The 26,700-nt window shown below is 56.0% G+C and carries 24 protein-coding genes; 19 read left to right on the top strand and 5 right to left on the bottom strand.

Going from position 1 to position 26,700, the window contains the following annotated elements; genetic code table 11:
* Positions 1-17: 17 nt before the first annotated feature.
* The 3 genes from N879_RS10175 to N879_RS10165 all read right to left on the bottom strand — a co-directional run bounded on the left by N879_RS10175 (position 18) and on the right by N879_RS10165 (position 3,293).
* Positions 18-464, bottom strand: coding sequence for an OsmC family protein (locus N879_RS10175; RefSeq protein ID WP_009459249.1), 447 nt, complete (start codon positions 462-464; stop codon positions 18-20).
* Between the two features lie 310 nt (positions 465-774).
* The gene (dbpA, locus tag N879_RS10170; RefSeq protein WP_009459240.1) at positions 775-2,175 is read right to left on the bottom strand and encodes an ATP-dependent RNA helicase DbpA; all 1,401 of its coding nucleotides are present in this window, start codon (positions 2,173-2,175) and stop codon (positions 775-777) included.
* Positions 2,176-2,504: 329 nt separating this feature from the next.
* On the bottom strand, positions 2,505-3,293 hold the full coding sequence (locus N879_RS10165; RefSeq protein ID WP_031232690.1) for an IclR family transcriptional regulator: 789 nt from the start codon (positions 3,291-3,293) through the stop codon (positions 2,505-2,507).
* A gap of 310 nt (positions 3,294-3,603) precedes the next feature.
* On the opposite strand from N879_RS10165, the gene N879_RS10160 reads away from it, so the two are divergent.
* The 10 genes from N879_RS10160 to N879_RS10115 all read left to right on the top strand — a co-directional run bounded on the left by N879_RS10160 (position 3,604) and on the right by N879_RS10115 (position 14,799).
* The gene (locus N879_RS10160) at positions 3,604-5,079 is read left to right on the top strand and encodes an NAD-dependent succinate-semialdehyde dehydrogenase (protein WP_009459235.1); all 1,476 of its coding nucleotides are present in this window, start codon (positions 3,604-3,606) and stop codon (positions 5,077-5,079) included.
* A 98-nt stretch (positions 5,080-5,177) separates the two neighbouring features.
* Entirely contained in the window at positions 5,178-6,476 is a 1,299-nt protein-coding gene (locus tag N879_RS10155; RefSeq protein ID WP_009459234.1) for an ABC transporter substrate-binding protein, read from the top strand.
* A gap of 252 nt (positions 6,477-6,728) precedes the next feature.
* Positions 6,729-7,625 (top strand): branched-chain amino acid ABC transporter permease, encoded by an 897-nt coding sequence (locus N879_RS10150; RefSeq protein WP_031232688.1) that lies wholly within the window; start codon positions 6,729-6,731, stop codon positions 7,623-7,625.
* On the top strand, positions 7,622-8,608 hold the full coding sequence (locus tag N879_RS10145) for a branched-chain amino acid ABC transporter permease (protein ID WP_021446921.1): 987 nt from the start codon (positions 7,622-7,624) through the stop codon (positions 8,606-8,608). The genes N879_RS10150 and N879_RS10145 overlap by 4 nt, the downstream gene beginning before the upstream one ends.
* Positions 8,605-9,354, top strand: coding sequence for an ABC transporter ATP-binding protein (locus N879_RS10140; protein ID WP_009459230.1), 750 nt, complete (start codon positions 8,605-8,607; stop codon positions 9,352-9,354). Before N879_RS10145 ends, N879_RS10140 begins: the two co-directional genes overlap by 4 nt.
* On the top strand, positions 9,344-10,006 hold the full coding sequence (locus N879_RS10135) for an ABC transporter ATP-binding protein (RefSeq protein WP_009459228.1): 663 nt from the start codon (positions 9,344-9,346) through the stop codon (positions 10,004-10,006). The genes N879_RS10140 and N879_RS10135 overlap by 11 nt, the downstream gene beginning before the upstream one ends.
* A gap of 11 nt (positions 10,007-10,017) precedes the next feature.
* A complete protein-coding gene (locus N879_RS10130) occupies positions 10,018-11,172 on the top strand; it encodes an iron-containing alcohol dehydrogenase (RefSeq protein WP_021446920.1) in 1,155 nt (384 codons plus the stop codon).
* A 319-nt stretch (positions 11,173-11,491) separates the two neighbouring features.
* Positions 11,492-12,166, top strand: a complete 675-nt coding sequence (locus N879_RS10125) for a hypothetical protein (RefSeq protein ID WP_009459226.1) — start codon at positions 11,492-11,494, stop codon at positions 12,164-12,166.
* On the top strand, positions 12,159-12,854 hold the full coding sequence (locus N879_RS10120; protein WP_009459224.1) for an RES family NAD+ phosphorylase: 696 nt from the start codon (positions 12,159-12,161) through the stop codon (positions 12,852-12,854). Before N879_RS10125 ends, N879_RS10120 begins: the two co-directional genes overlap by 8 nt.
* 193 nt (positions 12,855-13,047) lie before the next feature.
* A complete protein-coding gene (locus tag N879_RS10115) occupies positions 13,048-14,799 on the top strand; it encodes a DUF4153 domain-containing protein (RefSeq protein WP_009459222.1) in 1,752 nt (583 codons plus the stop codon).
* A 51-nt stretch (positions 14,800-14,850) separates the two neighbouring features.
* On the opposite strand, the gene N879_RS10110 is transcribed toward N879_RS10115, so the two are convergent.
* Positions 14,851-15,753 (bottom strand): alpha/beta hydrolase, encoded by a 903-nt coding sequence (locus N879_RS10110; protein WP_009459220.1) that lies wholly within the window; start codon positions 15,751-15,753, stop codon positions 14,851-14,853.
* Between the two features lie 481 nt (positions 15,754-16,234).
* Between N879_RS10110 and N879_RS10105 the strand changes: the two genes are divergently transcribed.
* The 3 genes from N879_RS10105 (at position 16,235) to fauA (ending at position 20,807) form a co-directional block, all read left to right on the top strand.
* Positions 16,235-17,179, top strand: a complete 945-nt coding sequence (locus N879_RS10105; protein ID WP_031232685.1) for a helix-turn-helix transcriptional regulator — start codon at positions 16,235-16,237, stop codon at positions 17,177-17,179.
* 147 nt (positions 17,180-17,326) lie between these two features.
* Positions 17,327-18,502: a multidrug effflux MFS transporter gene (locus tag N879_RS10100; protein WP_051359128.1), complete on the top strand. Its 1,176-nt coding sequence runs from the start codon at positions 17,327-17,329 to the stop codon at positions 18,500-18,502.
* A gap of 106 nt (positions 18,503-18,608) precedes the next feature.
* Positions 18,609-20,807, top strand: a complete 2,199-nt coding sequence (gene fauA / locus N879_RS10095) for a TonB-dependent alcaligin siderophore receptor FauA (RefSeq protein ID WP_021446919.1) — start codon at positions 18,609-18,611, stop codon at positions 20,805-20,807.
* Positions 20,808-20,982: 175 nt separating this feature from the next.
* On the opposite strand, the gene N879_RS10090 is transcribed toward fauA, so the two are convergent.
* Positions 20,983-21,507, bottom strand: coding sequence for a DinB family protein (locus N879_RS10090; RefSeq protein WP_009459755.1), 525 nt, complete (start codon positions 21,505-21,507; stop codon positions 20,983-20,985).
* A 168-nt stretch (positions 21,508-21,675) separates the two neighbouring features.
* Between N879_RS10090 and N879_RS10085 the strand changes: the two genes are divergently transcribed.
* The 6 genes from N879_RS10085 to N879_RS20655 all read left to right on the top strand — a co-directional run bounded on the left by N879_RS10085 (position 21,676) and on the right by N879_RS20655 (position 26,504).
* Positions 21,676-22,191, top strand: a complete 516-nt coding sequence (locus N879_RS10085) for a MarR family winged helix-turn-helix transcriptional regulator (RefSeq protein ID WP_009459754.1) — start codon at positions 21,676-21,678, stop codon at positions 22,189-22,191.
* Positions 22,192-22,253: 62 nt separating this feature from the next.
* Positions 22,254-23,450: an MFS transporter gene (locus N879_RS10080; RefSeq protein WP_009459753.1), complete on the top strand. Its 1,197-nt coding sequence runs from the start codon at positions 22,254-22,256 to the stop codon at positions 23,448-23,450.
* Positions 23,451-23,547: 97 nt separating this feature from the next.
* Positions 23,548-24,387, top strand: coding sequence for an AfsA-related hotdog domain-containing protein (locus tag N879_RS10075; protein WP_009459752.1), 840 nt, complete (start codon positions 23,548-23,550; stop codon positions 24,385-24,387).
* Between the two features lie 70 nt (positions 24,388-24,457).
* On the top strand, positions 24,458-25,138 hold the full coding sequence (locus tag N879_RS10070) for an HAD family hydrolase (RefSeq protein WP_009459750.1): 681 nt from the start codon (positions 24,458-24,460) through the stop codon (positions 25,136-25,138).
* 13 nt (positions 25,139-25,151) lie between these two features.
* Positions 25,152-25,667 carry a DUF2165 family protein gene (locus N879_RS10065; protein ID WP_009459748.1) on the top strand — a complete coding sequence of 172 codons (516 nt, stop codon included), beginning with the start codon at positions 25,152-25,154 and terminating at the stop codon, positions 25,665-25,667.
* 141 nt (positions 25,668-25,808) lie between these two features.
* A complete protein-coding gene (locus N879_RS20655; RefSeq protein WP_009459746.1) occupies positions 25,809-26,504 on the top strand; it encodes a hypothetical protein in 696 nt (231 codons plus the stop codon).
* Positions 26,505-26,700 lie beyond the last annotated feature (196 nt).

Below are 26,700 nucleotides of genomic sequence, written 5' to 3'. Positions count from 1 at the left end.
AAAATACGGGCTCTATCTTACTGTTTGATAATGTGGCTCTCGTTTGACAGTTCAGGCGTATTTATTATTGTGTCCAGAACTGGGCAGGTTCTTTCAATGAAATTGACGAATTCTTCTATTTCTTCATTATTGTTATTGGCCTGGATATAGTATTTGCACGTGATTTTATGAAATCCCATTTTGGCCTCTTTATTGATCCCGTAGAAGCCATCTGTGTCTATTTCACCGTCCATCTCGATTTTGATGTCGATTAAGTCAATTTTTTGACTCTTTGCAAAGCTTTTTGCAGCAATGCATTTACAGGCGCCAATTGCTGAAAGCAGGGCCTCCAGGGGAGTCATCCCGCCGCTGCCATTATCTCTCTTGCCGGGTTCATCCAGAACAATGGAAAAATCCCTGGAAGTGCATTCAATCTTTAGTTGGTCTATTAACGTTGCGGTTGCAGAAAAAACGTGGTTGCTCATGGCTGTTCCTTTTGCTTATAGCTTGTTAATTGGCTAATGATTCCAGGCTTCTGTCTCTTTTTTAAAATTGGATAAGGGTGTGCTTTAGTGTGCTCCGGTGGGAGCGTGGGGCGCTTTTGGGCTTGAAAGGTAGTTTATATATTTTTTTTGGCTGCGGTATTTATTTTGAAAATTAGCTGCCTAAGCTAATAACTGCCTGGTATGGCACGAGCTGCTGCTTGCAGACTCGGCAACGGCACTGGCTATTGCTTCCAATAGGTTATGGTGCTGGCGTTGCCGGTCCTTGGTTCAGGGACTGTCGCTGTCCTATTTATTTATCTTCTACAAAGCGCATGCGAAAGCGTCGGCCTTTGATGTTGGCGTTGGCAATGCGGTCAAAATATTGACGTGCAATCTTGCGGTCCAGCGCCACGTAGGAACGGGCATCGGTAATCGCAATCTTGCCAACCTGCTCGCCTTTCAGGCCCACATCGCGGGTCAGGGCACCAAGCAGGTCGCCGGGGCGCAGCTTGTCTTTTTTGCCACCCTGAATTTCCAGCGTCATCATGGGTGCGCGCAGCGGCTCTTTGGACTGAGGGCGCAAGCCTTTCAGATTGCTCCATTTCACTTCGCTGCCCTGGAACTCCTCGATCAACTTCACCCAGCGCTGCTCGCTGCGCGAGACCAGATTCAGGGCCAGGCCTTTCTGATCACCCCGGCCGACCCGACCCACGCGATGGATATGCACTTCGCTGTCTTTGGTGACGTCTACGTTGATGACGGCCCCCAGATTCTGAATGTCCAAACCGCGTGACGCCACATCGGTCGCGACCAGCACGGCACAGCTCTGGTTGGAGAACTGCACCAGAATCTCGTCGCGATCACGTTGTTCCAGGTCGCCGGTCAGAGCCAGGGCCTGGATGCCTTCGGATTGCAGTTCTTCCACCACTTCCTGGCAACGCATCTTGGTGTTGCAGAAAATCAGGGTAGAGGCGGGGCGGAAGTGCTCCAGCAGGGTCACCACGGCAGATAGACGTTGCTCAGGATGAACTTCATAAAAGATCTGTTCGATCTGGCTGGCATCGTGCAGCGCTTCCACTTTGACTTCTGCAGGGTTTTTCAGAAAGCGGGCGCTGAGCTTGCGGATATTTTCCGGATAAGTGGCCGAGAACAGCAGGGTTTGACGGCGTGGTGGGCAGTGCGAGGCAATGGCCACGATGTCATCGTGAAAGCCCATATCCACCATGCGGTCGGCTTCGTCCAGGACCAATGTTTTCAGGGCGGACAAGTCCAGATTGCCGCGCTCCAGATGGTCCTGAATACGGCCCGGCGTTCCCACCACCACGTGCGCACCGTTGCGCAAGGCTTCGGTTTGCGGACGTGAAGGCACACCACCGCACAAAGTCAGCATGCGCACGTTAGGAATCTGGCGGGCCAGACGACGCAGTTCCGTGGTGACCTGATCGGCCAGCTCGCGCGTGGGGCAGATCACCAGGGCTTGCGGAGTCAGCTTGCTGGGGTTGAGGGTTTGCAACAGACCCAGGCCAAACGCGGCGGTTTTGCCGCTGCCGGTCTTGGCTTGGGCGATCAGGTCGCGGCCTTGCAGAATCAAGGGCAGGCTTTGTTCCTGAATGGCCGTCATTTTTTCAAAACCCAGGCTATCCAGGGTTTCAAGCAAGGCAGGCAGAAGGGGGAGGGTACTGAAAGAGGTATGGGGCACGATGGGTGACATCAAAAAGGACTGCAAAATAAAGGATTTAGCGACAGTTTACCGTTTGCGGGCCGATCGCTGGGAAATAGAAAGCAGGGAAGATGGTTGGATGTTGGCAAGCAAGTAAGCAAGTAAGGCTGGCAGTGCAGGGGGCTCCTGCGATTCACTGGCTTTCTTGCAATGCCTAGAGGGGGTGACAGTCCAGGCCAGGGTTCACAGGCCTGCGCTTTATAAACAAACTTCAGGGTAGATGCCGCTACCGCCTTCTGGATCAAGAAATAATTCAAACAAAAAGGGGCTGCTGATGCCGCCCCTTGTTTTTATAACGTGCTGTGCAGGCTGGAAAAAGCTTATGCCTTGCGCGACGCCCCCAGGCGTTCTGACAGGCGATTAGCCAGCTTGCGCATGGCTTCACCGGCACGGCGCTGGGCTGCTTCATCGGCTTCCTGGGTCAGCAAGCTGACGGCCACTCCGGCCACGGCAGCGCGGTTATTGGAATCAAACACGGCAGCTCCAAAGCAGTGCATACCGTCGCGTACGCCACAGGCGTCCACGGAGTATCCCAGGCGCTGCACATCGTTCAATTCCACCATCAAGTCTTCCTTGCTGCGCGGGCCATGCACGGTAAGCGGTTCGGGCCAGGGGTGATTCAAGGCCTGCTCCAGCTCCGATCCCGGCAAGGTGCTGAGCATGGCTTTGCCGGTAGCGGTATAGACCGCAGGCAAGCGCATCCCGGCACGGAAGGTGAAACCCAGCGGGCGGGTTCCGTTGCGGCAGGCAATGTAGACCACGTCTTCGCCATCCAGAATGGACAGGGTGATGGTCTCTTCGGGCAGGACGCGCATATCGTCCCAAGCGGCAAAAAACTCCTGCGTCAGATCCAGCTGAGACAGGAAGGCATTGGCCCAGCCCATCACGTGTGTACCCAGGGTGAAACTGCCATTTTCCAGCTTACGGATCAGGTGCAGATCCAGCAAGGTGGTGCACAGACCATACAAGGAACTTTTGGGCATACCCAGGCGTTTGACCAGGTCCGTAAATGACAGGGGCTCCGGCGAGGCCGCCAATTCGTCCAGCACGGTGACTGCACGTACTACAGCCGGAACCAGTTTCTTCTCTTCCACTACGACTAACTCCATAACGACACACAGGAAGTCCAATAAGCCCGGATGGACAGGGCTGAACTCTGGGAACAGGGGCAGGGTTCTGTCAGCACAGCCAGAAGCATCTCATAGGGCAATCAGCCTATAGACCAGGCGTACAGGCCCTGAATTAGGCCAGATTTGCTGTCGGGATGCCAACTCTACATTGTGCCTTCAAATGCCCCAAAACAAAAAATACGGTGACTGATGTTCTACGGGTAAACCCGTAAGCCGATTCGTTGACGTCGCGATTTTTCGGCTCCTATAATTCTACCAAGTTCACTATAAGAGAAACAGGTTCAGCATAATGAACAATATCGCGGCATCATTGATTAGCAAACTGAAGGATCCCAGCCTGGCAAAAGATCAGTCCTGGACCGCTCAGGGTTGGGTCTCGGCAGGCGATGGCAATACCTTCGCCGTTCTTAATCCTGCTACGGGTGAGTGCCTGGCCAATGTCGCCAGCCTGGCCACAGCGGAAATCGAAGCGGTCATCAGCGATGCTGAAGTGGCCCAGCGCGAGTGGAAGGCACGTAGCGGGCACGAGCGTGCCAAGCTGTTGCGCGCCTGGTTCGATGCGCTGGTTGCCAACGCGGACGACCTGGCCACCATCATGACCATGGAACAGGGCAAGCCCTGGGCCGAGGCTCGTGGTGAAGTGCTGTACGCCGCTTCCTTTGTGGAATGGTTCAGTGAAGAAGCCAAGCGTGTATATGGCGATGTGGTCGGCCACCCCCAAGCGGACAAACGCATTGTGGTGGTCAAGCAGCCCGTCGGTGTGTGCGCTGCCATCACTCCCTGGAACTTCCCTGCGGCCATGATTACCCGCAAGGTAGCGCCTGCTCTGGCCGCCGGTTGCAGCATTATTGTTCGTCCTGCCGACCTGACTCCCCTGACTGCCCTGGCGCTGGCCGTACTGGCCGAGCGCGTGGGTATCCCTGCTGGTGTGTTCCAGTTGGTCACCGGTCAATCCCGTGTGGTGGGCGCCGCTCTGACGGAAAGCCCCATTGTGCGCAAGCTGTCCTTTACCGGCTCCACCGAAGTGGGTCGTTTGTTGATGGCGCAGTGTGCTCCAACCATCAAGCGTCTGTCGCTGGAACTGGGTGGTAATGCCCCGTTCATCGTGTTTGACGATGCGGATCTGGACGCCGCCATCGAAGGCGCCATGGCCTCCAAGTACCGCAACAGCGGTCAGACTTGTGTGTGTGCCAACCGCTTCCTGGTGCAAGACGGTATTTACGATCGCTTTGCCAAAGCCCTGAGCGAACGGGTTGCTGCCCTGAAAGTGGGCAACGGTATGGAAGAGGGTGTGGAGCAAGGTCCTTTGATCGAGCAAAAAGCCGTCAATCGTTTGCGCGAATTGATTGACGACGCCGTTGAAAATGGCGCCAGCGTTCTGCAAGGTGGCCAGCCTCATCCTCTGGGCGGTACCTACTTCTCGCCCACCGTGCTGGGTGATGCAACACCGGCCATGCGCGTGGCCCGCGAAGAATTGTTTGGCCCTGTGGCGCCTTTGTTCCGCTTCAAGGACGAAGCCGAAGCGATCGCGATGGCCAATGACACCGAATATGGTCTTGCTGCCTACCTGTTCACCCGCGACAACGCACGTGCCTGGCGCATGGGCGAAGCGCTGGAGTACGGCATGGTTGGCGTCAATACCGGTTTGATTTCCAACGAAGTGGCTCCCTTTGGTGGCGTCAAGCAATCCGGTCTGGGTCGCGAAGGCTCCCGTTACGGAATCGATGAGTACCTGGAAATCAAATACATGTGCCAGCAGCTGTAAGTTGATACATGCCCGCGCTCAGCGCAGCGAAGGGGGCCGCTCTTATATAGAGCACCCCATCAGCAGAACCCCACAATAAGCTAAATAAAGGAGACGCTATGTCTATCCTGTCTGCAACCCCACGAAAATTGACTTTGGCCCTGACACTGGCCACCGCTGGCCTGATGGCCAGCACGACTGCCAACGCTGATGATGTCAAACCCATCAAGATTGGTGTGGTGACTTTCTTGTCCGGCGCCGCTTCCGGTCCTTTTGGCGTTCCAGCCAAAAATGCCGCTGAACTGACGGCTGCCCAATTGAATGAAGGTAAAGTTCCTGCCCCTTACAACACCAAGGGTCTGGGTGGCGCACCGATTGAACTGGTTTTCATTGACGAGAACGGCGGCACCGCCAAACAGGTCAGCGAATACCGCAACCTGGTTCAGCAACAGAACGTGGACATCGTGGTTGGCTACATCTCCTCGGGTGATTGCCTGGCCGTGGCCCCCGTTGCTGAAGAGCTGAAAAAACTGACCCTGATTTTCGACTGCGGCACACCGCGTCTGTTTGAAGATGCCAGCTACAAATACGTGTTCCGTCCGGTGGCTCACGCCACCATGGACAACGTGGCTGCTGCCCGCTTTGTGCTGGAGCGCAACCCCGAGTTGAAGAGCTACGCCGGTATCAACCAGAACTACGCCTGGGGCCAGGACGCCTGGCACGACTTTGAAGGCACACTGCAAGCCCTCAAGCCCGGTGTAGAAGCCAAGACCTCGCAAATGCCCAAGCTGGGCGCTGGTCAGTACAACGCCGAAATCTCGTCCTTGATGGCTGCCCGTCCTGAAGTGATTCACTCCAGCTTCTGGGGTGGTGATCTGGAGGGCTTCGTGGTGCAGGCTCTGCCACGCGGTCTGTTCCGCAACACCCTGACCGTGCTGACCGCCGGTGAAACGGCAACACACCGTGCCAATAACCAGATCCCGACTGGCACCATCATCGGTGCTCGCGGCCCGCACGCTGCTTTCGCTCCTGACAATGAATTGAACCGTTGGTTGCGTGCCAGCTACCGCGAACAGTTCAATGCAGATCCTAGCTACCCGTCCTACAAGATGACGCAAACTCTGCTGGGTCTGAAAGCGGCTTACGAAAAAGCCCAGGCTGCCAACGAAGGCAAAACCCCTTCCACCGAACAAGTGGTTACTGCATTCGAGCACCTGACCTTCGAGAGCCCATCGGGCGACGTGACCATGTCTTTGGGTAAAGGTCACCAGGCTGTTCAAGGTACGACCTTGGGCGTGGTGAAAAACGATAAAGGCGTGATCAGCTACACCGACTTGCGTCACTTCAAACCTGAAGAAGTCACTCCACCCGAAGGCGTGAAGTCCATCGACTGGATCAAGGGTGGTCTGAAGTACTGATCCGAGCAGACGTCCTGAAAAGGACGCTGCCCTGACAATCCGGGCATGCAAGACCGTTTTTTGCATGTCCGGTTTTTACCGCCGGGCCGCTCCCAAGGTTAAGGCTCCCTGTAAGGGGGACACCGAAGGCGTCGCAGTGGTATGTGCATTACCGCCCAGTTGCTTGCGAGGTAAAGGCTCCTCCCCCAAGGAGAAGCGCACCAAGCTTGTGGCGTGGTGGCATTTTTTATTCCCTTTCCACAGAAACCGACTATGTCTCTTCTTTCTGCTGCCCTAATAGATGGCATCATGTACGCCGCCTGGCTGTTTCTGGTCGCGGTCGGACTCACGCTGATCTATGGTGTGATGAAGATCCTGAACATGGCCCACGGCAGCCTCTATACCATTGGCGCCTATACCGCTGTCACCATGGTGACGCAGTGGCTCTCTACCGATCAAAGCCCATACGGCAGCTATTTGATGCTGATCCTGGCCGCGCTTATTGCCGGTCTGGTGCTGGGGCTGGTCATTGAATATGGCCTGCTGCGCTTCTTCTACCAGGAAGAACCTGTTGTCTCTTTGCTGATTACCTACGCGGTCTTCCTGATCCTGGAAGATACCGTCAAGCTGGTCTGGGGCGTGGATCCTTATGTGATCGCCGAACCTTATGGTTTGCTGGGTAACGTCGAATTCGGCGACCTGTTCTACCCCACCTACAGCTTTGTGATTGTTGTTGCAGCCATTCTGGCTGGCCTGTTCCTGACCTTGTTCCTGAAGTATTCGCGTCAAGGCCGCATCTTGCTGGCCGTGATTCATGACCGCGAAGTCAGTCAGGCCATGGGCATTAACGTGCAACGCTACTTCCTGCTGACGTTTATTGCTGGTGCCACGCTGGCCGCCCTGGGTGGTGCGCTGACGGCTCCTACCATCTCTGTCGCTCCCGGCATGGGCGTGGAAGTCATCGTGATGGCTTTCGCCGTGGTCGTGATCGGTGGTCTGGGCTCCTTGCCTGGTGCTGCTCTGGGCGCTGTGATTGTGGGCCTGGTGCGCTCTTTTGCCGTGCATTACTGGCCTGAAATCGAACTCTTCTCCATCTACGCGGTAATGGCACTGGTGTTGGCCGTCCGTCCTAAAGGATTGTTTGCTGCCGCCGAGGCCCGAAAGATATGAACAAGACCAACATTACGCTTAAGCAGGGCATGATTGCCCTGGTCATTACGGTGGCCGCCTTGATTGTGGGCTTTGGCCTGCCATCCTGGCAGTTTCTGATCACGGTGGCGCTGGCCAAGGGCCTGGTTGCCCTGGGCGTGGTGCTCTTGCTGCGCTCCGGCCTGGCCTCTTTTGGTCAAGGCTTGTACTACTGCATCGGCGCCTATGGTGTCGGTATGGCCATGAACTACCTGGACTGGCGTGAAGCCGTGATCCTGCTGCCATTTGCCGCTGCTTGCGCTGCGCTGCTGGCCTGGGTTCTGGGGTTTCTGCTGGCTCGCTACCGCGATATTTTCTTCGCCATGCTGAGCCTGGCCCTGTCCATGATCATGTACGGCTTGCTGGTGCGTAACCCCAGCCTGGGTGGCAGTGACGGCTTTAACGTGCACGCGCCTTCCTTCATGTGGGGTGCCTTTGCTGAAACCCTCTCGCGTCCAGGCGTGTTCGTCCTGACCGTGGTACTGGTGGGTTTTGTGCTGTGGGCCATGCAAGGTTTTCTGCGCAGCCGTGCCGGTCGTCTGGGCCCAGCCATCAAGGACAATGAAATCCGTGTTGAATATCTGGGTGCTTCGGCTTACCGCAATATTCACCTGAGCTACGTGCTGGCGGCGGCTCTGGCTGGTCTGGGCGGTGCCTTGTCCTCGCTGAGCATCGGTCACGTGGACCCTGAACTGGCGTTCTGGACCACTTCGGGCGAGTTCATCTTTATTGCTGTGCTGGGCGGTACTCGTAACGCTTACGCGCCTTTCCTGGGGGCGCTGAGCCTGGAACTGATCCGCACACTGGCTTACCAATATGCTCCTAACACCTGGCAGATTGTCATGGGTGTCAGCATGTTGGCCCTGATTGTGTTCTTGCCCGGTGGCCTGATCAGTATTCTGAACCGTCGCAATGCAGCGGCTACCTCCAACGATTCTTCTTCACCGACAGGGGCCCGCTCATGAGTCAGTCACCCTTGATTTCTGCTAAAGGTTTGTGCAAGCAGTTTGGCGCTGTCCACGCTGCGCGCGATATGACCGTTGATATCCATGCGCAAACCATTACGGGCCTGATCGGTACCAATGGCGCAGGTAAAACCACCTTCGTGAACATGTTGACCGGCTATATGAAGCCGGACTCCGGCAATATCTTTTTTGCCGGTCGCGAGATCACGGGTTTGCCACCCCGGGAAGTAACACGCATGGGAATCGCCCGTTCTTTCCAGATCCCTCAGCTGTTCACCTCCTTGAACGCCTTGGAAAACGTGGAAATTGCCTTGGGCGTGGCCAAGCAGCCCTTGTCCGAAGCCAGTGCGATTCTGGAGCGTTTCGGCCTGAGCGCCTTCGCCCAGTCCCAGGCAGGCACCTTGCCTGAAGGGATTCGCAAGTTGCTGGACATTGCTTTGGCCATGGTGGCCCAGCCTAAAGTGCTGTTGCTGGACGAGCCCACCAGTGGTGTGGCCAGTGACGAGAAATTTGAAGTGATGGACCGTGTCATGAAAGTGGTTCGTGATGCAGGCGTGACGGTTCTGTTTGTGGAGCACGATATGGAAATCGTGCGTCGCTACAGCGATCGCGTGCTGGCTTTCTACGACGGCACCATTTTGGCCAATGGCACTCCGGACGAAGTGCTGGCCCATGAGCAGGTCCGTGAATACATCATCGGCGAGCCGGTGGGACGCAATAAACAGGAGGCCGATAATGCTGCTTGATGTCAAAAATCTGGATGTACGTATTGGCCCCACCAGCATCTTGCGCCAGGTAAACCTGCAAGTGCGCCAAGGCCAGATCGTGGGCCTAGCCGGTCGTAATGGTGCGGGTAAAACCACGCTGATGCGCACGGTGATGGGCTTGCTGGCTGTGGACAGTGGCTCGGTCATGTTTGATGGTCAGGAACTGGCCAAGATGCCCGCTTACCGTCGCACCAGCCTGGGCATGGGTTTTGCCCCCGAGGATCGCAAACTGATCCCCGAACTGAGCGTGGAAGAGAACATCCGCCTGCCCGCCTGGGCCTTGAAGTCCCAGGACATTGAAGAGCGTCTGGATCGCGTCTGGCGCATCATTCCCGAGTTGAAAGTATTTGGCCCACGCCGCGCCCTGCAATTGTCGGGCGGTCAACAAAAGCTGGTCGCCATTGGCCGAGCCTTGATGACGGCTGACAAGCTGCTTTTGCTGGACGAGCCTTTTGAAGGTGTTGCTCCTGCGCTGTCCAAGCGTATTGCAGAAGTGGTGGGCGAGTTGAGCAAAGAGGGCTTCAGTGCCTTGTTGTCCGGTGCTGACTTGCAGCACGCAGGCAATGTGATTGATTACACCTACCGGATGGACCGCGGCCGTATCGAAGTACCGCAGCCCGCCATACCATAAGGAGAAAGCCCATGTCGGCATTCGAGTTCAGAACCACCCCCGCTATTTATGTTGAAAGCGGAGCCGCTGCCCGGCTCGGTCAGATCCTGCGCAAGCGCTACTCGCAAGAGCGCGTTTGTCTGGTGACTGACCGTTTCCTGCACGAAAGCGGCTTGCTGGATCCTGCCCTGGCTGATCTGAAAGCCAACGGCTGGACCGTGCAAGTGATTGACGATGTTATTGCCGATCCTCCAGAGCACATTGTTTTGCAGGCAACGGAGCGCGCTCGCCAGGCCAAAACGGAAATCGTTGTTGGCCTGGGTGGCGGTTCGTCCATGGACGTGGCCAAATTGCTGGCCGTCCTGCTGGCGTCAGACCAGCCCCTGCAAGAGATGTACGGCATTGATAATGTGCGCGGCTCGCGCCTGCCCTTGGTGCAGATCCCGACCACGGCGGGAACAGGCTCGGAAGTGACGCCTATTTCCATCGTGACCACCGGCGAAACCACCAAATCCGGTGTGGTGGCGCCCGAGCTGTACGCTGATCTGGCCATTCTGGACTCGCAACTGACATTGGGCTTGCCACCGCGTATCACTGCGGCGACGGGTATCGACGCCATGGTGCACGCCATCGAGGCCTACACCAGCCGTATTCTGAAAAACCCGCTGTCGGACAATCTGGCCAAACAGGCCCTGCGTCTGATTGGCAGCAAGCTGGTGCACGTTTGTCGCAACGGCCAGGATGCCGAGGCTCGCCAGGACATCCTCCTGGGTGCCACGCTGGCTGGTCAGGCTTTTGCGAACGCTCCCGTGGGTGCCGTACACGCATTGGCTTACCCGATCGGCGGTATTTTCCACGTGCCACACGGCTTGTCGAATTCGCTGGTCCTGCCACACGTTCTGCGTTTCAACGCTCCGGCTGCAGCCCCGCTGTATGCCGAACTGGCTGAAGTGCTGATCCCCGGCATCCAGGGGGATGAAGCCTCCAAGACCGAGGCCTTCATCAACTTCATGGAACAGATCGCCATTGATACCGGCATCGAGCGTCAACTGCGCGAAGTCGGCATCAAGGAAAGCGACCTGCGCCGTATGGCCCAGGAAGCCATGAAACAAACCCGTCTGCTGGGCAACAACCCCCGCGACGTGACTGAAGACGACGCATTCGCTATTTACAGCGCCGCGTTCTGATAGACCGCTAACAGCGGAAACCTTTTAGCCTGAGTCCGGTGCTGTGCCGGCTCAGGTTTTTTTTCGTCTGCTCAATGGGGGGCTGCAACGACGCTAATAGAGATAGGGAAGAGAAGTAGGAATGGGGGAGTTAAGTTTCTTGATGGCGCGAGTTCCGTTTTATGCGGCAGGGCAGCGGTGCCGCGTCTGCCTGATGCGTGTCAGAACGAGCGATAAGGACGTAGCTGAGGCTAGGCTGCTTGCTTGTACAGGTCGGTTTTTGGGTTATCAGGGTTATGCTATTATTAATCATCATAAATAACCTTCAAGGAGTCTATCCATGAGCGTCCTGGTAAGTAGTCCCAGTGTCTCGACCCTGGTGGGTACGCCCAAAGAGGTTAAGCTAAGCTTGGGCAAATCCAAGGCAGAACAAGTGCTGGTGCTGGCTTTCGATCACATCAAACCGGCCGCCTTCAAGGCTTTGGCAGAGAACTTCACCAATGTAGCCTCGTCCATGTTCGAGGTTTTGCAAGAGCGTCAGGACAAGGAGTCGCTGGAGCGCCTGGCCGAAGTGCTGGTGCCGCGCACGCCGCCATCGCCTCGTTTGCTGAAAGAAGCTGCCATGCTGGTACAGGCCCGCAAGGCCGTACTGGAAAGTGGGGACTGGCTCAGTGCCGCAGAAGTGGCGCAACTGGCAGGGTTGAGCACGCGCAATCCCAGTGCCCAGCCCAACAAGTGGAAGAAGCAGGGGCAGATTTTTGCCATCAATCATGGTGGTGTGGATTATTTCCCCGGCTACGGTCTGGACCCGGACACCAGTTTTCGTCCCGCCAAACCCTTGGCGCAAGTGCTCGACATTCTGGCCGGGCATAAAGACAGCTGGGGCATGGCCTACTGGTTCATGTCCACCAACAGCTTCTTGGGTGGCAAGCGCCCGCAGGACTTGTTGATTTCTGCGCCGGAAAAGGTCATCGCCGCTGCGCAAGATGAAGTGCAAGCCGTGACTCATGGCTAAGCCTGCGGCTCTGGATAAAAAGCACATCCCGGCCGAGGGGGTATCGGTAATCCCCGTTCCGGACGGTGAGCTGCGCTTGACCTTGATGGACTGGCCCAAAGGGCAGTTACTGCATCGCGTTCATCAAGATAAATATTTGGCGACTCAGTTCAATCCGGGCATGCAGGGCAATGCGCGTTTCAGTCCGATTCAGGATGAGCAGGGCAAGCCGATTCCCACCTTGTACGGTGGCACCAGCCGCGATTGCGCCATGATGGAGACTGTCTTTCATGACGTTCCGCACGCCGCAGGCTTTAAAAGCTATGACAAGAAAAAGTTGTTGGGGCAGGTGCATTCCACCGTGCTGCTGAACGCGCCTTTGGTGTTAGTGGATCTGGCCAGCGTTTCGCTAAGGAAACTGGGTGTGACACGCAAGCAACTGATCGACACTGAAAAAGATCAATATCCGGCAACCCGCCTGTGGGCTGCCGCGATTTATCAGCAATGCCCCCAAGCCCAAGGCTTGTGCTGGGTGTCCCGGCAGGACGATTCGGCGCGAGCTGTGATGCTCTTTGGGAATCGCATCGTCAAAAGCGTCTTGAAAGCCCAGGGCCCATCGCAGAGCTTGAGCGAAGATCCGGTTAGCTACGATGCCGTGCTGGATCTGGCCGAACGGATTGGGGTGGTGATCGTTCCAGGTAGTGCCTAAGTAATCGATATCTTCAGGCCTAACGTCTGCTTACAAGAGCGGCTCTATCCGGTACTGAGAGACGGCTCTTCACCGTACTAAACTAGCCCAGTTTTGCAGGGCATAGTCTGGGCTTTCCTTTTATGGCCTGATGTCGTCAGCAATGGTGCTTTCCATATGCTGTCATTGTTGAATCGACTGCTTTTTACTCACCATGATTGCGATCTCATTTTCTTCCTTACAAAACCGGCGGACGCTGACCCTGTGTTTGGCCGGTGCAGTGCTGGGCCTGCTTGAATGGGTGGCCTTCAGCAATCTGATGATGGCGCCTGCGCCGCGCGAGCATATCTGGGTGTCCTTGCTGTTGGCCGTAGGAATCTTTGGGGTGGCGTCTTTCACCTTGCTGATGCACGTCGCTTTGCGCAAGGCCTTGCTGGTGTCCCTGGGGCTGGGAGTGGCCAGCGCGGCGCTGATCTTGCAGGCGCAAGGGGGATATGCTGAGGTCGCCCTTTTTTGGCGGGCCCCGCAGATGTGGGTGGCAATGGGGCTGCTGGCGACTATTACTCTGCCATTTCTTGCCATTCTGGTAGAGCGTCCACGCGATTGGGCTGATTACCGTCGCCTGTTCGAGCTGAGTTGGTCCATGGTGTGTTCCTGGGCCGTCGCATTGTTCTTCTGCGGCCTGGCCTGGGGCGTGCTGATGGCGTGCCATATGTTGCTCAGCTTTGTCGGCATCACCCTGTTAGGGGATGTTCTGCTGGAACCCACGGTTGCGGCTGTGGTGTCTGGTGCTTTGGTGGGAGCCGGTCTGGCTCTGGCCTCGGACTCGGATGGTGGCTATCTGTCCCCCATTCTGTTGCTGAAACTGCTGCGTTTGCTGACCCCTGTTTTGCTGGTGGTGATGGTGGTGTTCATCGTCGCCTTGCCCTGGCGTACGGGTGAGGGCTTGCCACTGGCCGCCCTGTGCGTGGCGGCTGTTCTGGGGGCGTCGACTTTGGTGTCTTCTGTTGTTGCGGACGAGGACACGAATGCCAGCGCAAACCCTTTATTGCGCGCCTCGGCCCGTTTACTGGGTTTTGTCATGCCCGTGCTGGCAGGCGTTGCCTTGTGGGCGATTTGGGCGCGGGTTGCTCAATATGGTTGGACCCCCAGTCGTGTTCTGGTCATGACAGCAGCGCTGGTGGCAGCGGGCTATGGTTTGAGTTACTTCTGGGCTGCCTGCAACCCTCAACACTGGATGGCGCGAGTACGCCGTTCGAATGTGGGGATGGCGTTGGCCCTGATAGTGCTGGCCATTATCTGGCTGCTTCGCATCGGCTCTCCCGAAGCGATCTCGGCGGCTTCGCAAGTGGCCCGGCTGGAGGCCGGCACGCTAAGCGCGGATGACTTCCCGGAGACGGAAATGAGAATGTATTGGGGGCTGCCAGGGCAAAAGGCCGTGGACTATGTGGTTGAGAAGAACTTGCTGGTCGGGAAGTCCGAGGATAAACCTGAGGAGGCTGTGCCGGATCAAGAGCTCGAAGTCTGGGACATCGGTGAGGACAAGGCGCGGCAGATGCTCTTGGGCTCCTTGCCCAGCTCTCCGGCTGACCATCCTTTACGTCAGTCCTTTATCGAAACCTATCCAGGTTGGGACATCGCCTATCTGGCCAAGGCTTGCGAGACTCGAACTCCGGGTAACCACGCCGGTTGCTTGCTGGTATTTGTGGATTTGTTGCCGGGCGAAGCGGGAGACGAAGCGATTGTTCTGTCGGTCAACAACCCCATGAATAATGGTGCTGTCTTTGTGCAGACCGCTAATGGGGAATGGGAGAAGGCGACCGCTTTCACGCCCGGTTTGTCGCTGGATAATATGGGCGCCGTCATTGATGGCATTCACGCCAAGGGAGCGGTCATTGAGCCCGCGCCTTTCAGTGTCTTGAAGTTGCCGGACGGCGGCTTTATAGGTGCAGCTCAGCGCCCTTGAGGGCAGGGCGCTGATAGAGCGATCAGTAGTGATGCCTTTGGTTTGAAGGCATCACGGCTGGGCCGCAAGTCGCAGAGCAGGCTTCAAGGAGGCGGCCAGCATCTGCCCGTGGTTCAAGTCGCTGAAGTTTTCGTAGCTGACATTCAGCCCTGCATCCTGCAAATGCTTGGCCATATCCTGTGCGGACCATTGAGCCGCAGCATTGCTCATGGAGGTACTGCGGCGCTGCCCGCCCACCATGATGGCAATGCGCTTGTCCTTGGCCAGCGTTGTATCAAAAGCCTGAGCCGTCTTGACCAGAATCCCGTCATACCACCACAGGGAGGGATCGCCCGCCACGTAGCGCTGGTACAGATCAGGATGGGTGAACAGGGTGTGCAAGGCGAACAGGCCGCCGTAAGAGTGGCCCCACAGGGTCTGGCGGGAGCGATCAATAGGCTCGCGTTCTTCCACGGCAGGCTTGATGTGGGTTTCTATATAGTCCAGAAAAATATCTGCACCGCCGCCTGAACGGCCCCGTACTTCCACAGGTTTGCTGAGGCCGTTTTCCGTAACGGGAGGCGTGTAGTCGAAGGCGCGGGCAATCACATCGTGGCGCGCTTCGGTGTCGTAGCCAATGGCAACCAGGACCGGGGCAGACAAGGCGCTGATGGCTTTCAGGTCGTCCACATCAATACTGGCCATGGCGGCATTGCCATCCACCATATAAATCACCGGATGACCGCGTGCGGGGGCGGGACGGTTGGGCGTGCCTATCTGTATTTTGTAGTGCCGCTTGCCGTCTTCCGAGGACATGATCAGCGTCTCGAAGCGGTACAGGCTTTGTTGCTGGTCCACGATGGAGGGGCCGGCTGCCTCGTTCCAGGGGCGCTGAGTTTGCTGGGCGTGGGTGGGAAGTGTGAACGCCAGGCAGAGCGTGGCGGCACTGATCAGAAAGCGGGGCAGGGAGGTCATTATCAAATTTTAGGGTGATAAGGTAAGTTGATAATGATTATTATTACATTCCGCGGCCTCTGTAGTGACGAATCAATTTATACAGCTGGTAAGCCGCGATGCTGCTAAAGAACAAAGCGGGGACAGACCAGACTGCTCCCCCACTGATCAGGTTATTACCTTCAGGCCCATAGCAGCTTGAAGAAGCGGCTTGAATGCAGTCGCGATACTGGTAATAGCGTTCGTAAAATAGCCACCAGAAAAAGAGAGCAGCGATGGTATGGATTATAAATTTCATGCTGGTTCAGCGTACAGAGACAGGCTTGCCTGCCAGTCTATCCCGATAGCGCAGGTTTCATGACGGCAAGGGTAGAAATATAAAGCCGCCATATAATTGAGAATGTGTGCTATTCTCATGTGGCCTATTTCACCCTTTCCTGCCATCCGCGCCATTAAAGAATTATTTGCGGGCCTGGCTCGGGCTGCTTGCTCCCACACTCCTATGATCAGATTTACGGTATCGGACTTTGACCGACTCGGTAGTCCGACGGGTTTTCGCTATTGCTTGCCGGATTACAACGGTCCCAAGCAGGACATGGAGCAGGTTTGTATTGCCGAAGGGCGCGTGCAGGAATACGAGGTCCGGCCCGGCATGAAGATGGTGCTTTCAGACATCATCACTCACCACCAATACCAGGCGACCTCTTTGGCCGCGCCGCAGTTCTCGGCCATTGTCATGTTGCAGGGGCGGGCGCAGACTCAGCTCGCCAGCCAGAACACGGTCAGCATGATGGCTCAAAGTGGGGCCACCATTGCACATGCGGACGCGGTGGCCATGACAGGAACTCATCCTGCTGGGCAGCGCCTGCGTGGCTTGAACATCACTTTACATACGCCTGACAGCTTGGCTGATTCGCCCTTGGGAGAGATGCTGGCCAACGTCATGGGTTCGTCGCGGATACGATTGCAACGCTGGGCAGTGCCCCCGCATTTGTTGACCGCGATCGATCAGTTGATAGACAGCCCCTGGCAGGGCACCTTGCACAATCTGTTGCTGGAGGGCGTCAGCTTGCAAGTGCTGGCTCATGCGCTGGATGGCCTGGCCCGAGAAACAGAAAAAGATTCTCCCGTCTCCGCGCGCGATCGGCAATTGCTGGAACGTGTCAGAGAGCGTCTCTACCATTCGCCTGGCGAGGATCACACCTTGGCAGATCTGGCCAAACTGGCCTGCATGAGTCCCAGCACCTTGCGGGTGAAGTTTCAGGCGGTCTATCAATGCTCGGTATTTGGATGGCTGCGTGAGCGCAGGCTGGAACTGGCGCGAGAGTATCTGGCTCAAGGCTGGAGCGTACAGCAGGCAGCGCACTATGTAGGCTATCGCCATGCCACCAACTTCGCCACGGCATTCCGTGAGCGCTATGGCATCTCACCCAGCGAATTGAACTAGGCTGTCCCGTCATTGCCCAAAGCTCTTCAAGCGTTGCGCATTCCCCGACGGTGCTTGCATCGCTCATGCTGAAAGACCCTGCCCCTTGTGGGCCGCTTCTTTTTGTATGTGACTGTGCCGCCTTTCCTGCTTCCTCCGTATCCCTTGATGGTCTTGATGTTGGGCCTGCTGGCCTGCGTGGCACCGGCCACCATTGATGCTTATTTGCCTGCATTCAGCGCTCTGGAACAGGAGTTTAATGTGCCGCCACACAGCGTGCAGCAGACCCTGGGCGTGTACATGTCTGCCTATGCGGCCATGTTGTTATTGCACGGTACCTTGTCCGATGCCTGGGGACGCAAGCCGGTGGTGCTGGTTTCCTTGCTGGTTTATGTGGCAGGTTCAGTGATGGCCGCCGTGGCACCCAGTTTCTCCTTCTTGTTGGCGGGCCGTGTCCTGCAAGGTTTGTCCGCCGGAGCTGGCTTGGTCATCGGGCAGGCCATGGTGCGTGATTGCTATCAGGGGCAGCAAGCGCAGCGCACATTTTCTTATATCGTGCTGGTGTTCAATGTCTCGCCCGCGCTGGCGCCGATTGTGGGCGGGCAGTTGATCGCCCATCTGGGCTGGCGCTCGGTGTTCTGGATGCTGGCCGTATTGGCCGCGCTGGCGGCTTGTCTGTGCGCGCTGCGCCTGCCAGAGACCTTGCCGACGTCCAGACGTCAGCCTTTGGTCTGGGCGCAGTTGCGGGTCGAGCTATGGCTTTTGCTGTGCAATATCCCTTTTATGGGGATGAGCCTGGCTTTGAGCTTGTTGATCGGTGCGCAGGCATTTTTGATTGGTGCCGCGCCTGATTTCATCACCCATACCTTGAAGCTGCCCGAGACCGCGTTTGCGGCCTTGTTCGTGCCCTTGGTGATTGGGGCCAGCGCGGGAGCCTTGGCCTCGGCCCAGCTCGCTCGCCGTTGGGAAGCGCGCAAGCTGATTACTTGTGCCTATGGCTTGATGCTGGGGAGCTGCCTGGCCTATGTCGCCTACCTGGCACGTGCTGCAGAACCCGCGTTGCTGTGGGCGGTCGGGTTGCCGGCATTCTTTGCCGCCGGGCTGGCCATGCTGTTTCCGGTGATGACCATGCAGGTCTTGGCGCAGGTTCCCACACGCGCGGGGCTGGCGGCTTCCTTGCTGGGGTTTTGTCAGATGTCTACCTTTTCCCTGGTCAGTGGCTGGTGCGTGCCTTGGGTCTACGGGCAGCCTGTGTGCATGTCGGCCGCGATGCTGTTGGCCGTAGTTGCCAGTCTTGTCGCTTGGCTTTGGCTGCAAAAGCGTGCAGATCGGGCCGTGTCATAGGCAGGACTGATGTTTGGCATAGCGTTTTTGCGTTTGTGAATACATCGCTCTCAAGCATGAAGATGATAATTGTTCGCATCTAAAACCTTTGCTGAGATCCACCTTCATGTTTGCCGTTTCTTCCAGCTCTGCTCGCCTGCGAGTGCGTTTGCTGACACCTCTTACTCGCTCCGCCATGCTGCTGGCGGCCGCGGGCAGCCCAGCCTGGGCACAGGACAAGGCTCCTGATCAATCCCCCGTGGAGCTGTCCACAATTACGATCAAAGGCAATCGAGATCCGGGGGTGACCGAAACCAGCCAGTCCTACACTACCAAGGCAATGAGCACAGCCACGGGTTTGTCACTGTCCATTCGTGAAACACCGCAGTCGGTCAGCGTGGTGACCCGCCAGATGATGGAAGATCGCGGTATGCAGACAACGGCCGATGCCCTGCAAAGCGCCCCGGGTATTTCCGTGACGCGCAGCGATACCAACCGTTATTCCTTTTCCTCGCGTGGCTTTGGTATCGATAACTATCAGTTTGATGGCTGGACCCAGCCTGTGCTCTCGCCCTGGGCTTTTGGTGAAAGCAATCTGGACCTGGTGGTGTTTGATCGGGTTGAAGTGGTGCGCGGTGCGACAGGTTTGATGACGGGGGCGGGCAGCCCCTCGGCCTCGGTCAACTATGTACGCAAGCGTCCCTTGCGTGATTTTGCAGCATCGGGGGGCGTGAACGTAGGCAGCTGGGACTTTGCCCGTGGTTATGCCGATGTTTCCACACCCATTACCGAAGATGGCCGTATTCGCGGGCGTATTGTGGGGGCTTATGGCAAGGCCAATAGCTACACCAGTTTGCAGGACACCAAGACGCGCACCTTGTATGGCGTGATTACGGCTGACCTGATGCCCGGCATGGAATTGACTGGTGGAGTGGCCTATCAGTCCAGCTCGAACAATGGCTTTGGCAGTGGTTTTCCGCTGTTCTATAGCGATGGTTCGCGTACAGACTTCAAGCGCTCTGTTTCCAACAATACGGACTGGTCGCGCATCGAGAATGACACCACCACGGGCTTTCTGGATTTGAGCCATCAGTTTGCCAATGACTTGAAGCTGCGCCTGACTTATAACCAGTCGCACACCGATGCATCCATGAAGCAGATTTTCCGGGGCGGCTACCCGGATCGGGAAACCGGCTTGGGTACTGCCAACTCCTATTCCTATTACAAGGGGGATGTGCGTCGCAAGGCATTCAATGCCTCTTTGTCCGGCCCCTTCGAGCTGTTCGGTAAAGAGCATGAGTTCTCTGCGGGCTGGATGATGTCCCAGGACCGCGTCTCCTTCCCGCAGTATCGCGCCCTGGCACCTTTGCCGGATGCGGGCAGTTTTTATCAGCCGGGCCGCGTGCCCGAACCCGTGTGGTCAGGCGAGCCCTCCCAGGCGGATGACATGAACAACAGACAGTCTGGTGCCTATGCCGTGGGGCGTTTTGCCTTGATGGATAATCTGCGCTTGATGGTAGGGGGACGCCTGAGTAACTGGGAGACGGACCAGACCTACTTTGGTGCCAAACGCCAGTATCGCAACCGCAATGAGTTCATCCCTTATGCCGGCCTGATCTACGACTTTGACGACACCTACACGGCTTACGCCAGCTATACGGAAATCTTCAAACCGCAGAACGCCCGCAACGAACAGGGTGATCTTCTGGCTCCCATCACGGGTAAAAGCTACGAACTGGGCTTGAAGGCCGCCTGGCTGGATGGCCGCTTGAATGGGGCGGTATCCGTGTTCCAGACTCGCCAGGACAATCTGGCCGAAGCCACTGGCAATAACGTGATCGGCGCGCCGCCCAATACCCCCGCCTATCGCCCCGTGTCGGGAGCCAAGGTAGAAGGCATCGAGCTGGAGCTGGGCGGGGAGTTGATGCCAGGTTGGAACCTGGCCAGCAGCTTGACGACCTTCACGGCCAAGGACGCACAAGGCAAACCCATCAACACCAGCAAGCCACGTACTTTGTTCAAGCTCTACACCACCTATCGTTTGCAGGGCGATTGGCAAGGGCTGACAGTGGGTGGTGGTATCGACTGGCAAAACCGCATGTACCAGGATGCGACTGCACCGGGCCGTAAAGTGGTCAAGGTAGAGCAGGGCAGCTATGCCATCGTCAACCTGATGGCGCGCTATGACTTCAACAAGCGCATGTCCGCCACGCTGAACGTGAATAACCTGTTCGACAAGAAGTACTACTCGCAGATCGGGTTTTATAACCAGGGCTGGTATGGGGCGCCCCAGAACGTGATGCTGTCCTTGCGGGCGCAGTATTAAGAGAGAAAGGTGCAGGCAGTAGAGCCTGATGCAAAAGCCTGCTTGCCATCGCCAAGCAGGCTTTTTTATTGGAAGCGGATAGGTTGCTTGCTGTATCTCGGACACCGAGATCTTGTAGCCCTTGAGCTACAAGTACAGCGCTGTCGGTCTGCTTTGAGGCCTGCGGGCTACAAAATCAGGACACCAAAGCCAATAAATCAGTCACCCCAATATCGACACCTGCCTGATACAACAAGGTGCTGGCCTGACCGCGATGGTGAGTCTGGTGATTGAAAAAGTGCGTCACTAAAAGGGCAAAATCCTTCTCCATGCCCAGGCCCGCCATATTGCTGTAGCGTAGCGTTTGGCCCAGTTGCTCCGGTGTCAGCGTGGCGGCCCAATCAATAATGATCAGGTCCAGCTTGCGACGGTACTGATCCAGTTCCGCCAAGGTGTCGAACAACTGCTGGTCCAGTGCATGTGGCTTGGTAAACACCTCGATTTCTTCGCGCAAGACGTGGGCATCAGGATGCTGGGCAAAGCGGTGCAGCCAGACGGTGTCTCCCACTGCAATGTGCATCATGGTCTTGAACAGCGAACCGAAGAAAGCCCCGCGTTCCTGATGCAAGTCCTGCGCTGAAAGGCTCGCCGCCGCATCGTAAAGACGGCGGTTCATCTGGCTGTTGTAGGATGCCATGCGGATGGCGGTTTGGGGTGTCATGGAGTGCGTTGTCAGGGGCTGGAGTATCCAGATTATTTCTTTAAACAGGCTACAGGAGCAAGACTGAATCTTGTCTTTGCCTGTCATGACTTGCCCCAATGTCAAAGCGCTTGACCTGCAGATAGGTAGTCAGCTACATTTCAGCCATGGTGATTATTTGGTGGCGCGATGTTTGAACTCAAGGACCTTCCCAGTTACGACACATTGGTAACGCTGGGAGCCGAGTACAGCAATCCGGATGTGGATGGTTTGCATACCTGGTTGATCTGGGCTTCTGCCACCAGCGAGATGTTGTCTGCGTTTGAGGCCAATCTTGATCGGACAAGCGGTTTGTCTCAGACCCAGTTCTTTGTTCTGATTTTGCTGAAACGCAATCCAGAGGGGCTGAGTATTGGTGTACTGGCCGACGGGGTTTCGGTCACCTCACAAACCATGACACGCATTATTGATCGCATGGAAGCAGCAGGCCTGTGTGATCGGGAGCAGCACCCACAGGATCGTCGTGCCTGGGTGGTTCGATTGACCGAGCACGGGGCACAGGTGCTGGGCCAAGCCTTGCCAGCGCATTATGTGTGGGTTGCCAAGCTGATGAGCCATTTCGATGAATCAGAGCGGGAGATGCTGATTCGATTGATGTTCAAGATTAAGCAGGAAGGCGTGTTGCCCAAGACAAACGGCGGATAGTTGTCTGCCGTTTTTTTTAAACAGATATGTAGCTTACTGTATAACAGCCAGGAACATTAAAGATGAATGTATCCGCACATGAAGAGGGATCTGTAGGTACGGGCCTGCGGGCATTGATGGTGATCTGTGCCTTGTCCGTCGTCTCTTTGCTTTATCTGCCTTTGCCGGTGCTTGCCGTCCTGGAGCAATCCTACGGGGTGGGTGCAACAGGCATGGTCAGCAGTTTTGGGTTTGCCTACGCCTTGGGTTTTCTGATTTTTGGACCGCTGTCGGATCGCTTGGGGCGCTGCAAGGTCATGGTTGGCGGCTTGCTGGCTTTGGCCGGACTGACTGCTTTGCTGGCGGTGGTGCAGTCACCTGCCGCCATTGTTGTTGGCCGGCTGTGTCAGGGGCTGGCTGCTTCTTCATTTCCTCCGGTGGCGATTGCCTATCTGGCAGAGCGGGGCAGTCCACGACAGAGGATGTGGAGTGTTGCCTGGATGAGCACCGCCTTTTTGTCGGCAGGCCTGCTGGGGCAAATATATGGCGGCTTGATTGCCGGTCGTTGGGGGCTAGGAGCGGCTTTCTTGCCCTTGAGTGGCATTTTCATGCTGACGGCATGGCGCTTATGGCGCAGAGCGGCAGATGAGATGGAGTCGCAGGGCCTGCACGGTTTTCTGCGCAATTACCGATCGGTGGGCCGACTGCTGGCCAACCCCGGATTGCTGCGTGTCTATGTGCCGGCCTTCTTTCTGCTGCTGTGCTTTGTTGCCTTTTATATGACGCTTGATAGCAAGCTGGCTGCGCAGTTCACACAGTTGGGCCTGTCTCCCATGATGACGCGCGCTCTGGTTGCCCCTGCCTTTTTGATGCCTTTATTGGTGGCGCTGGTCATGCCCAGAATGGGGCCTCAGCGAGTCCTGAGCGCTGGCCTGGTGTGTGCTGCCACCGGCCTGGCACTCAGTGCGTTAGCCGGACAGGCCCATCCTTTGGGACTGCTTGGAGCCAGTTTCATCTTTGTGGCTGGGATTGGTATCAGTGTGCCGAGCCTGATCGCTCGAGTAGCCGGGCTAAGCGAATTGTCAGTACGAGGCTTGGCGGTATCGCTTTACACCTTTGTGCTGTTCATCGGAGCAAGCCTGGGGCCTTGGGTGGCTCAGCAGATTGCGGCCTGGCCTTTGGAGGATACGTATTTATTGCTGGCTGGCTTGCTGGCAGGGTGTGCGATCTATGCCCTTAGTGGATTAAGGCGCAGTGAGGTGCTCGTTAACAAGCAATAAGAAAAAAGGCAGCTATCACGGAAAGATGAGAAGGGCTCAGTTAATAAGTGCCTTTGCAAAACATCAGCGTCAAGAATTTTTAAGGGAGAGTAGAAAAATGGAAGTACTTATTGTTGTTCCGAAGGGCTTTGACCGATTTGCTCAGAATGAAAATTTATTGCTGTATGAGCGTCTGATGAAGCTGTTGCATGACGAGTCTCCTGAGCGCGGACCGTTGGCTGGCCGGCAGTTGATCGCTGGCCAGGGTTTGAGTCAGGAGCAGGTCAGTCATGCCTGGTTTGTAGGTATCAGTAAAGGCCTGCTTCAGGAGTTCAAGCATTGGCACACATGGCGAGGGAAGCGCCTGGCTGCCAAGCCCCTGGTACATAAGCATCGCCCGGAAAACACTCTGATTTCCGTACCTGAAGTTGCGCAAGATGGTGGCTTTATTGCGGACTTGATGCTGGATGATCGGAACGAGCTGATGCTGGACCATCTGACTGGACAGCATGTGCAGGGAATGGTGCTGACAGAGGCGTGCCGTCAGATGTTTTTGGCGGTAACAGAGCGGTTTTGCCTGGAGGACTACCAAGCACCCAAGCGCTACTTTGTGATCAACACGATGACGATGCGGTTTCAGGCGTTTGCGTTTCCTTTGCCCGCTCAAATCCGCTATCACGTTCTGGAGCAGAAAAAGCTCAGGGCGGATCGGGTCTGGTTTCATGCTGACATGAATATTTATCAGGGCGGTGCAGTCGTTGCAGGTATGGAAGTCAAGTTCACGGTCTTTGATGATGTGCTGATTACTCAGAAGGAAAACCAGTTGGCCGCCAGTGTTGTCCAGCAGTATGTCAATGAGTTGGGCATGCTCAATGCCCAGAGCGATGTCACGGATGATGTCTCTGCCTTTCTATCGAATCAGGCAACGGCTTCTTGCCCAGAGCAAGCCTTGCTGTAGAGCGATTACGGTTTTTTGAAAGATCGTCGACCAGGATTTTGTCCTGGTCGAACTTAAGGAAAGGCAGGGGATGGGAACAATTCAATTTGCATTTTTTGATGTTGATGAAACTCTCATCAACATGAAAAGCATGTTCAGTTTTCGCAATTACTACTGGTGCAAAACGCTTGGACAAGAGGGCGGTGAGGCTGCTAGTCAAGAAGCTGAGCGGCGAATGCGTGGACAGATTGCCGATGGTACATCCAGAGACGAAATTAATCGCTTGTTCTGGCATGTGTTCAAGGGCTGCAGACAAACTGATTTACAAGCAGCGATAGCAGACTGGCATCAGCAAATGCGCCAGCAAGAGAACTACTACATTCAGCCAGCCATCCAGGCTTTGCGGGAGCATCAGCGCAATGGCGTTCAGCCTGTGTTTGTATCTGGCTCCAGTTGCGACATTCTGCAGCCCCTGGCTCGAGATCTGGACGTGCGCTATGTGCTGGCTAATCAGTTGGAGATTCTCGCGGGCAATTACACCGGTGAAATCATGGGAATACAGACCATTGGCGAAGGGAAGCGGCGAGCCGTTCAACGGTTTCTGGAGCGTCAGGCAGGATGCGCTGCGGATTGTTATGGGTACGGCGATCACATTTCTGATCTGCCCATGCTGGAGCTTGTCGGTTTTCCGCGGGTGATAGCAGGAGACCCGAATTTGATGGGCATAGCACAAGAGCGTGGCTGGCCCATCTTGAATCAGTATTCCTTGTGATGAGGTAGGGATTATGTCGATACGTCTTATTGCGTTTAGTCGTTTGCTGATCCTGGGTGGCTTGGCTATGTGGTTGTCGATTGCCGTCATTAACAACGTCACGGATTCCGGGACTAATCGTTTACTGCTGAGCCATACGCTTTCTATGGATTTGGTGATGGCGGAGGAGCTGCTGGGTGCAGGCTTGTTGTGGAGGGCTTGGTCGGCGCAGTGGGCTCCGGTGGTTTTATATGTGGTGGCTGCTGTCCAACTGACTTGTGCCATCTTGCTGTGGTGGGCCGCCCTCTCTTATGCAAAGGCTTTCTGGGTGCAAAAGGCTTGTGTTCTTTTACGTGCTCGCAATCGCGCGGTACTGGCTTTGAGCCTGTTTGTTTTTTTGTGGTTGTTTTTCATCTGCGGCGGTTTGTGGTTTGGGTATTGGCTCAAGCAGGGGCCAGTCCAGATGGTGCACTTTAGCTTGATCGTGATTGGCTTATGCGCTCTGAATTATGTTCAGACGCAAGCTGTAGAGCAAGGCCGCGCGCTCTAGCTCTTTAGACCTGTCTTGGTTTTACGGCCTTGAGTTACCAGCTGGAAAACTTGGCCGTTTTTCTGAAAGCTGATTTTGAGAACGGGCCCATGAAGTTCGTTTTCTCTAGCGTGATGCTTTCTTTTCACAGGAGTCCGCCTTATGCGAGTCCATCTTTCTTTGCCATCCTTGTTTGCCGCTTTGATGATGCAAACGGCCTGGGTTTTTCCTGCTCAGGCTCAACAGAATGTCCTTTCCATTTCGGAGAATGCCATGAGCACGCTTGCCAGCCCTTCTATTGATGCCTTTATTCCGGAAACCCATGCCCAGGTCATGAGCCGTCAGGTCAGTGCGGATGGTGAGGCCGTTGTGTTGACGCGCTATGAGCGCAAGGACGGACGTAATGCCGGTCTGGAAGGCGAGCACTTTAGTTCGGTAATTGCGCCGTCAGGTCGCCTTAAAGGTTTTGCCAATATCTCTCTGGACCTGGTGGGCCGTCCTTTGCCAGACAGCCAGCGCAGTGAGGAAATCGCACGTGCGTTCCTGCAGCAGTATGCTCCTGACTTGTTGCCTCGCATGGAAATTCATTGGATCGACAAGCATGACGAGCCGATTCGTGTGGAGCGTAATGGCCGTATGGAGACGGTCACCTTGACCGGGATGAAGGTGAAGGCTCGCAATCTGGAGGATCGTCTGTGGTTCTGGGTGATTGTGGGCCCGGATGAGCAACCTATGATCTTTGAACGTGACATCACATGGATTACCTTTCCCGGGCATAGGCAAACTGAAAAATGGCTGCATGACAGCTGGCTGAAGAAGCAGCCCAAGGAGAGTTCGAGTGGTTCCAAAGTGGGCTAAGGGCCTGCGCGGTGGGATCTGAATAGAACAGGGCGCGACTGCTTGCGGTCGCGTCTTTTTCGTCGGAGTACGTTTTTTTTGCAATAAAGGCAGACAGCCAGCCCCGGACTTTTCCTGCGTGCCTTGGCAGGCTTTATTTCATATATGGAATATCGTTTCTTACAGCTTTTTTAGCTTGATGCCTTTTTAAGCGGAC

The sequence above is a fragment of the Alcaligenes sp. EGD-AK7 genome (assembly GCF_000465875.3).
Classification (GTDB): domain Bacteria; phylum Pseudomonadota; class Gammaproteobacteria; order Burkholderiales; family Burkholderiaceae_B; genus Alcaligenes; species Alcaligenes phenolicus.
Note: the sequence above shows the minus strand (reverse complement) of the source record. Positions and strands in the feature narration are given on the sequence as shown.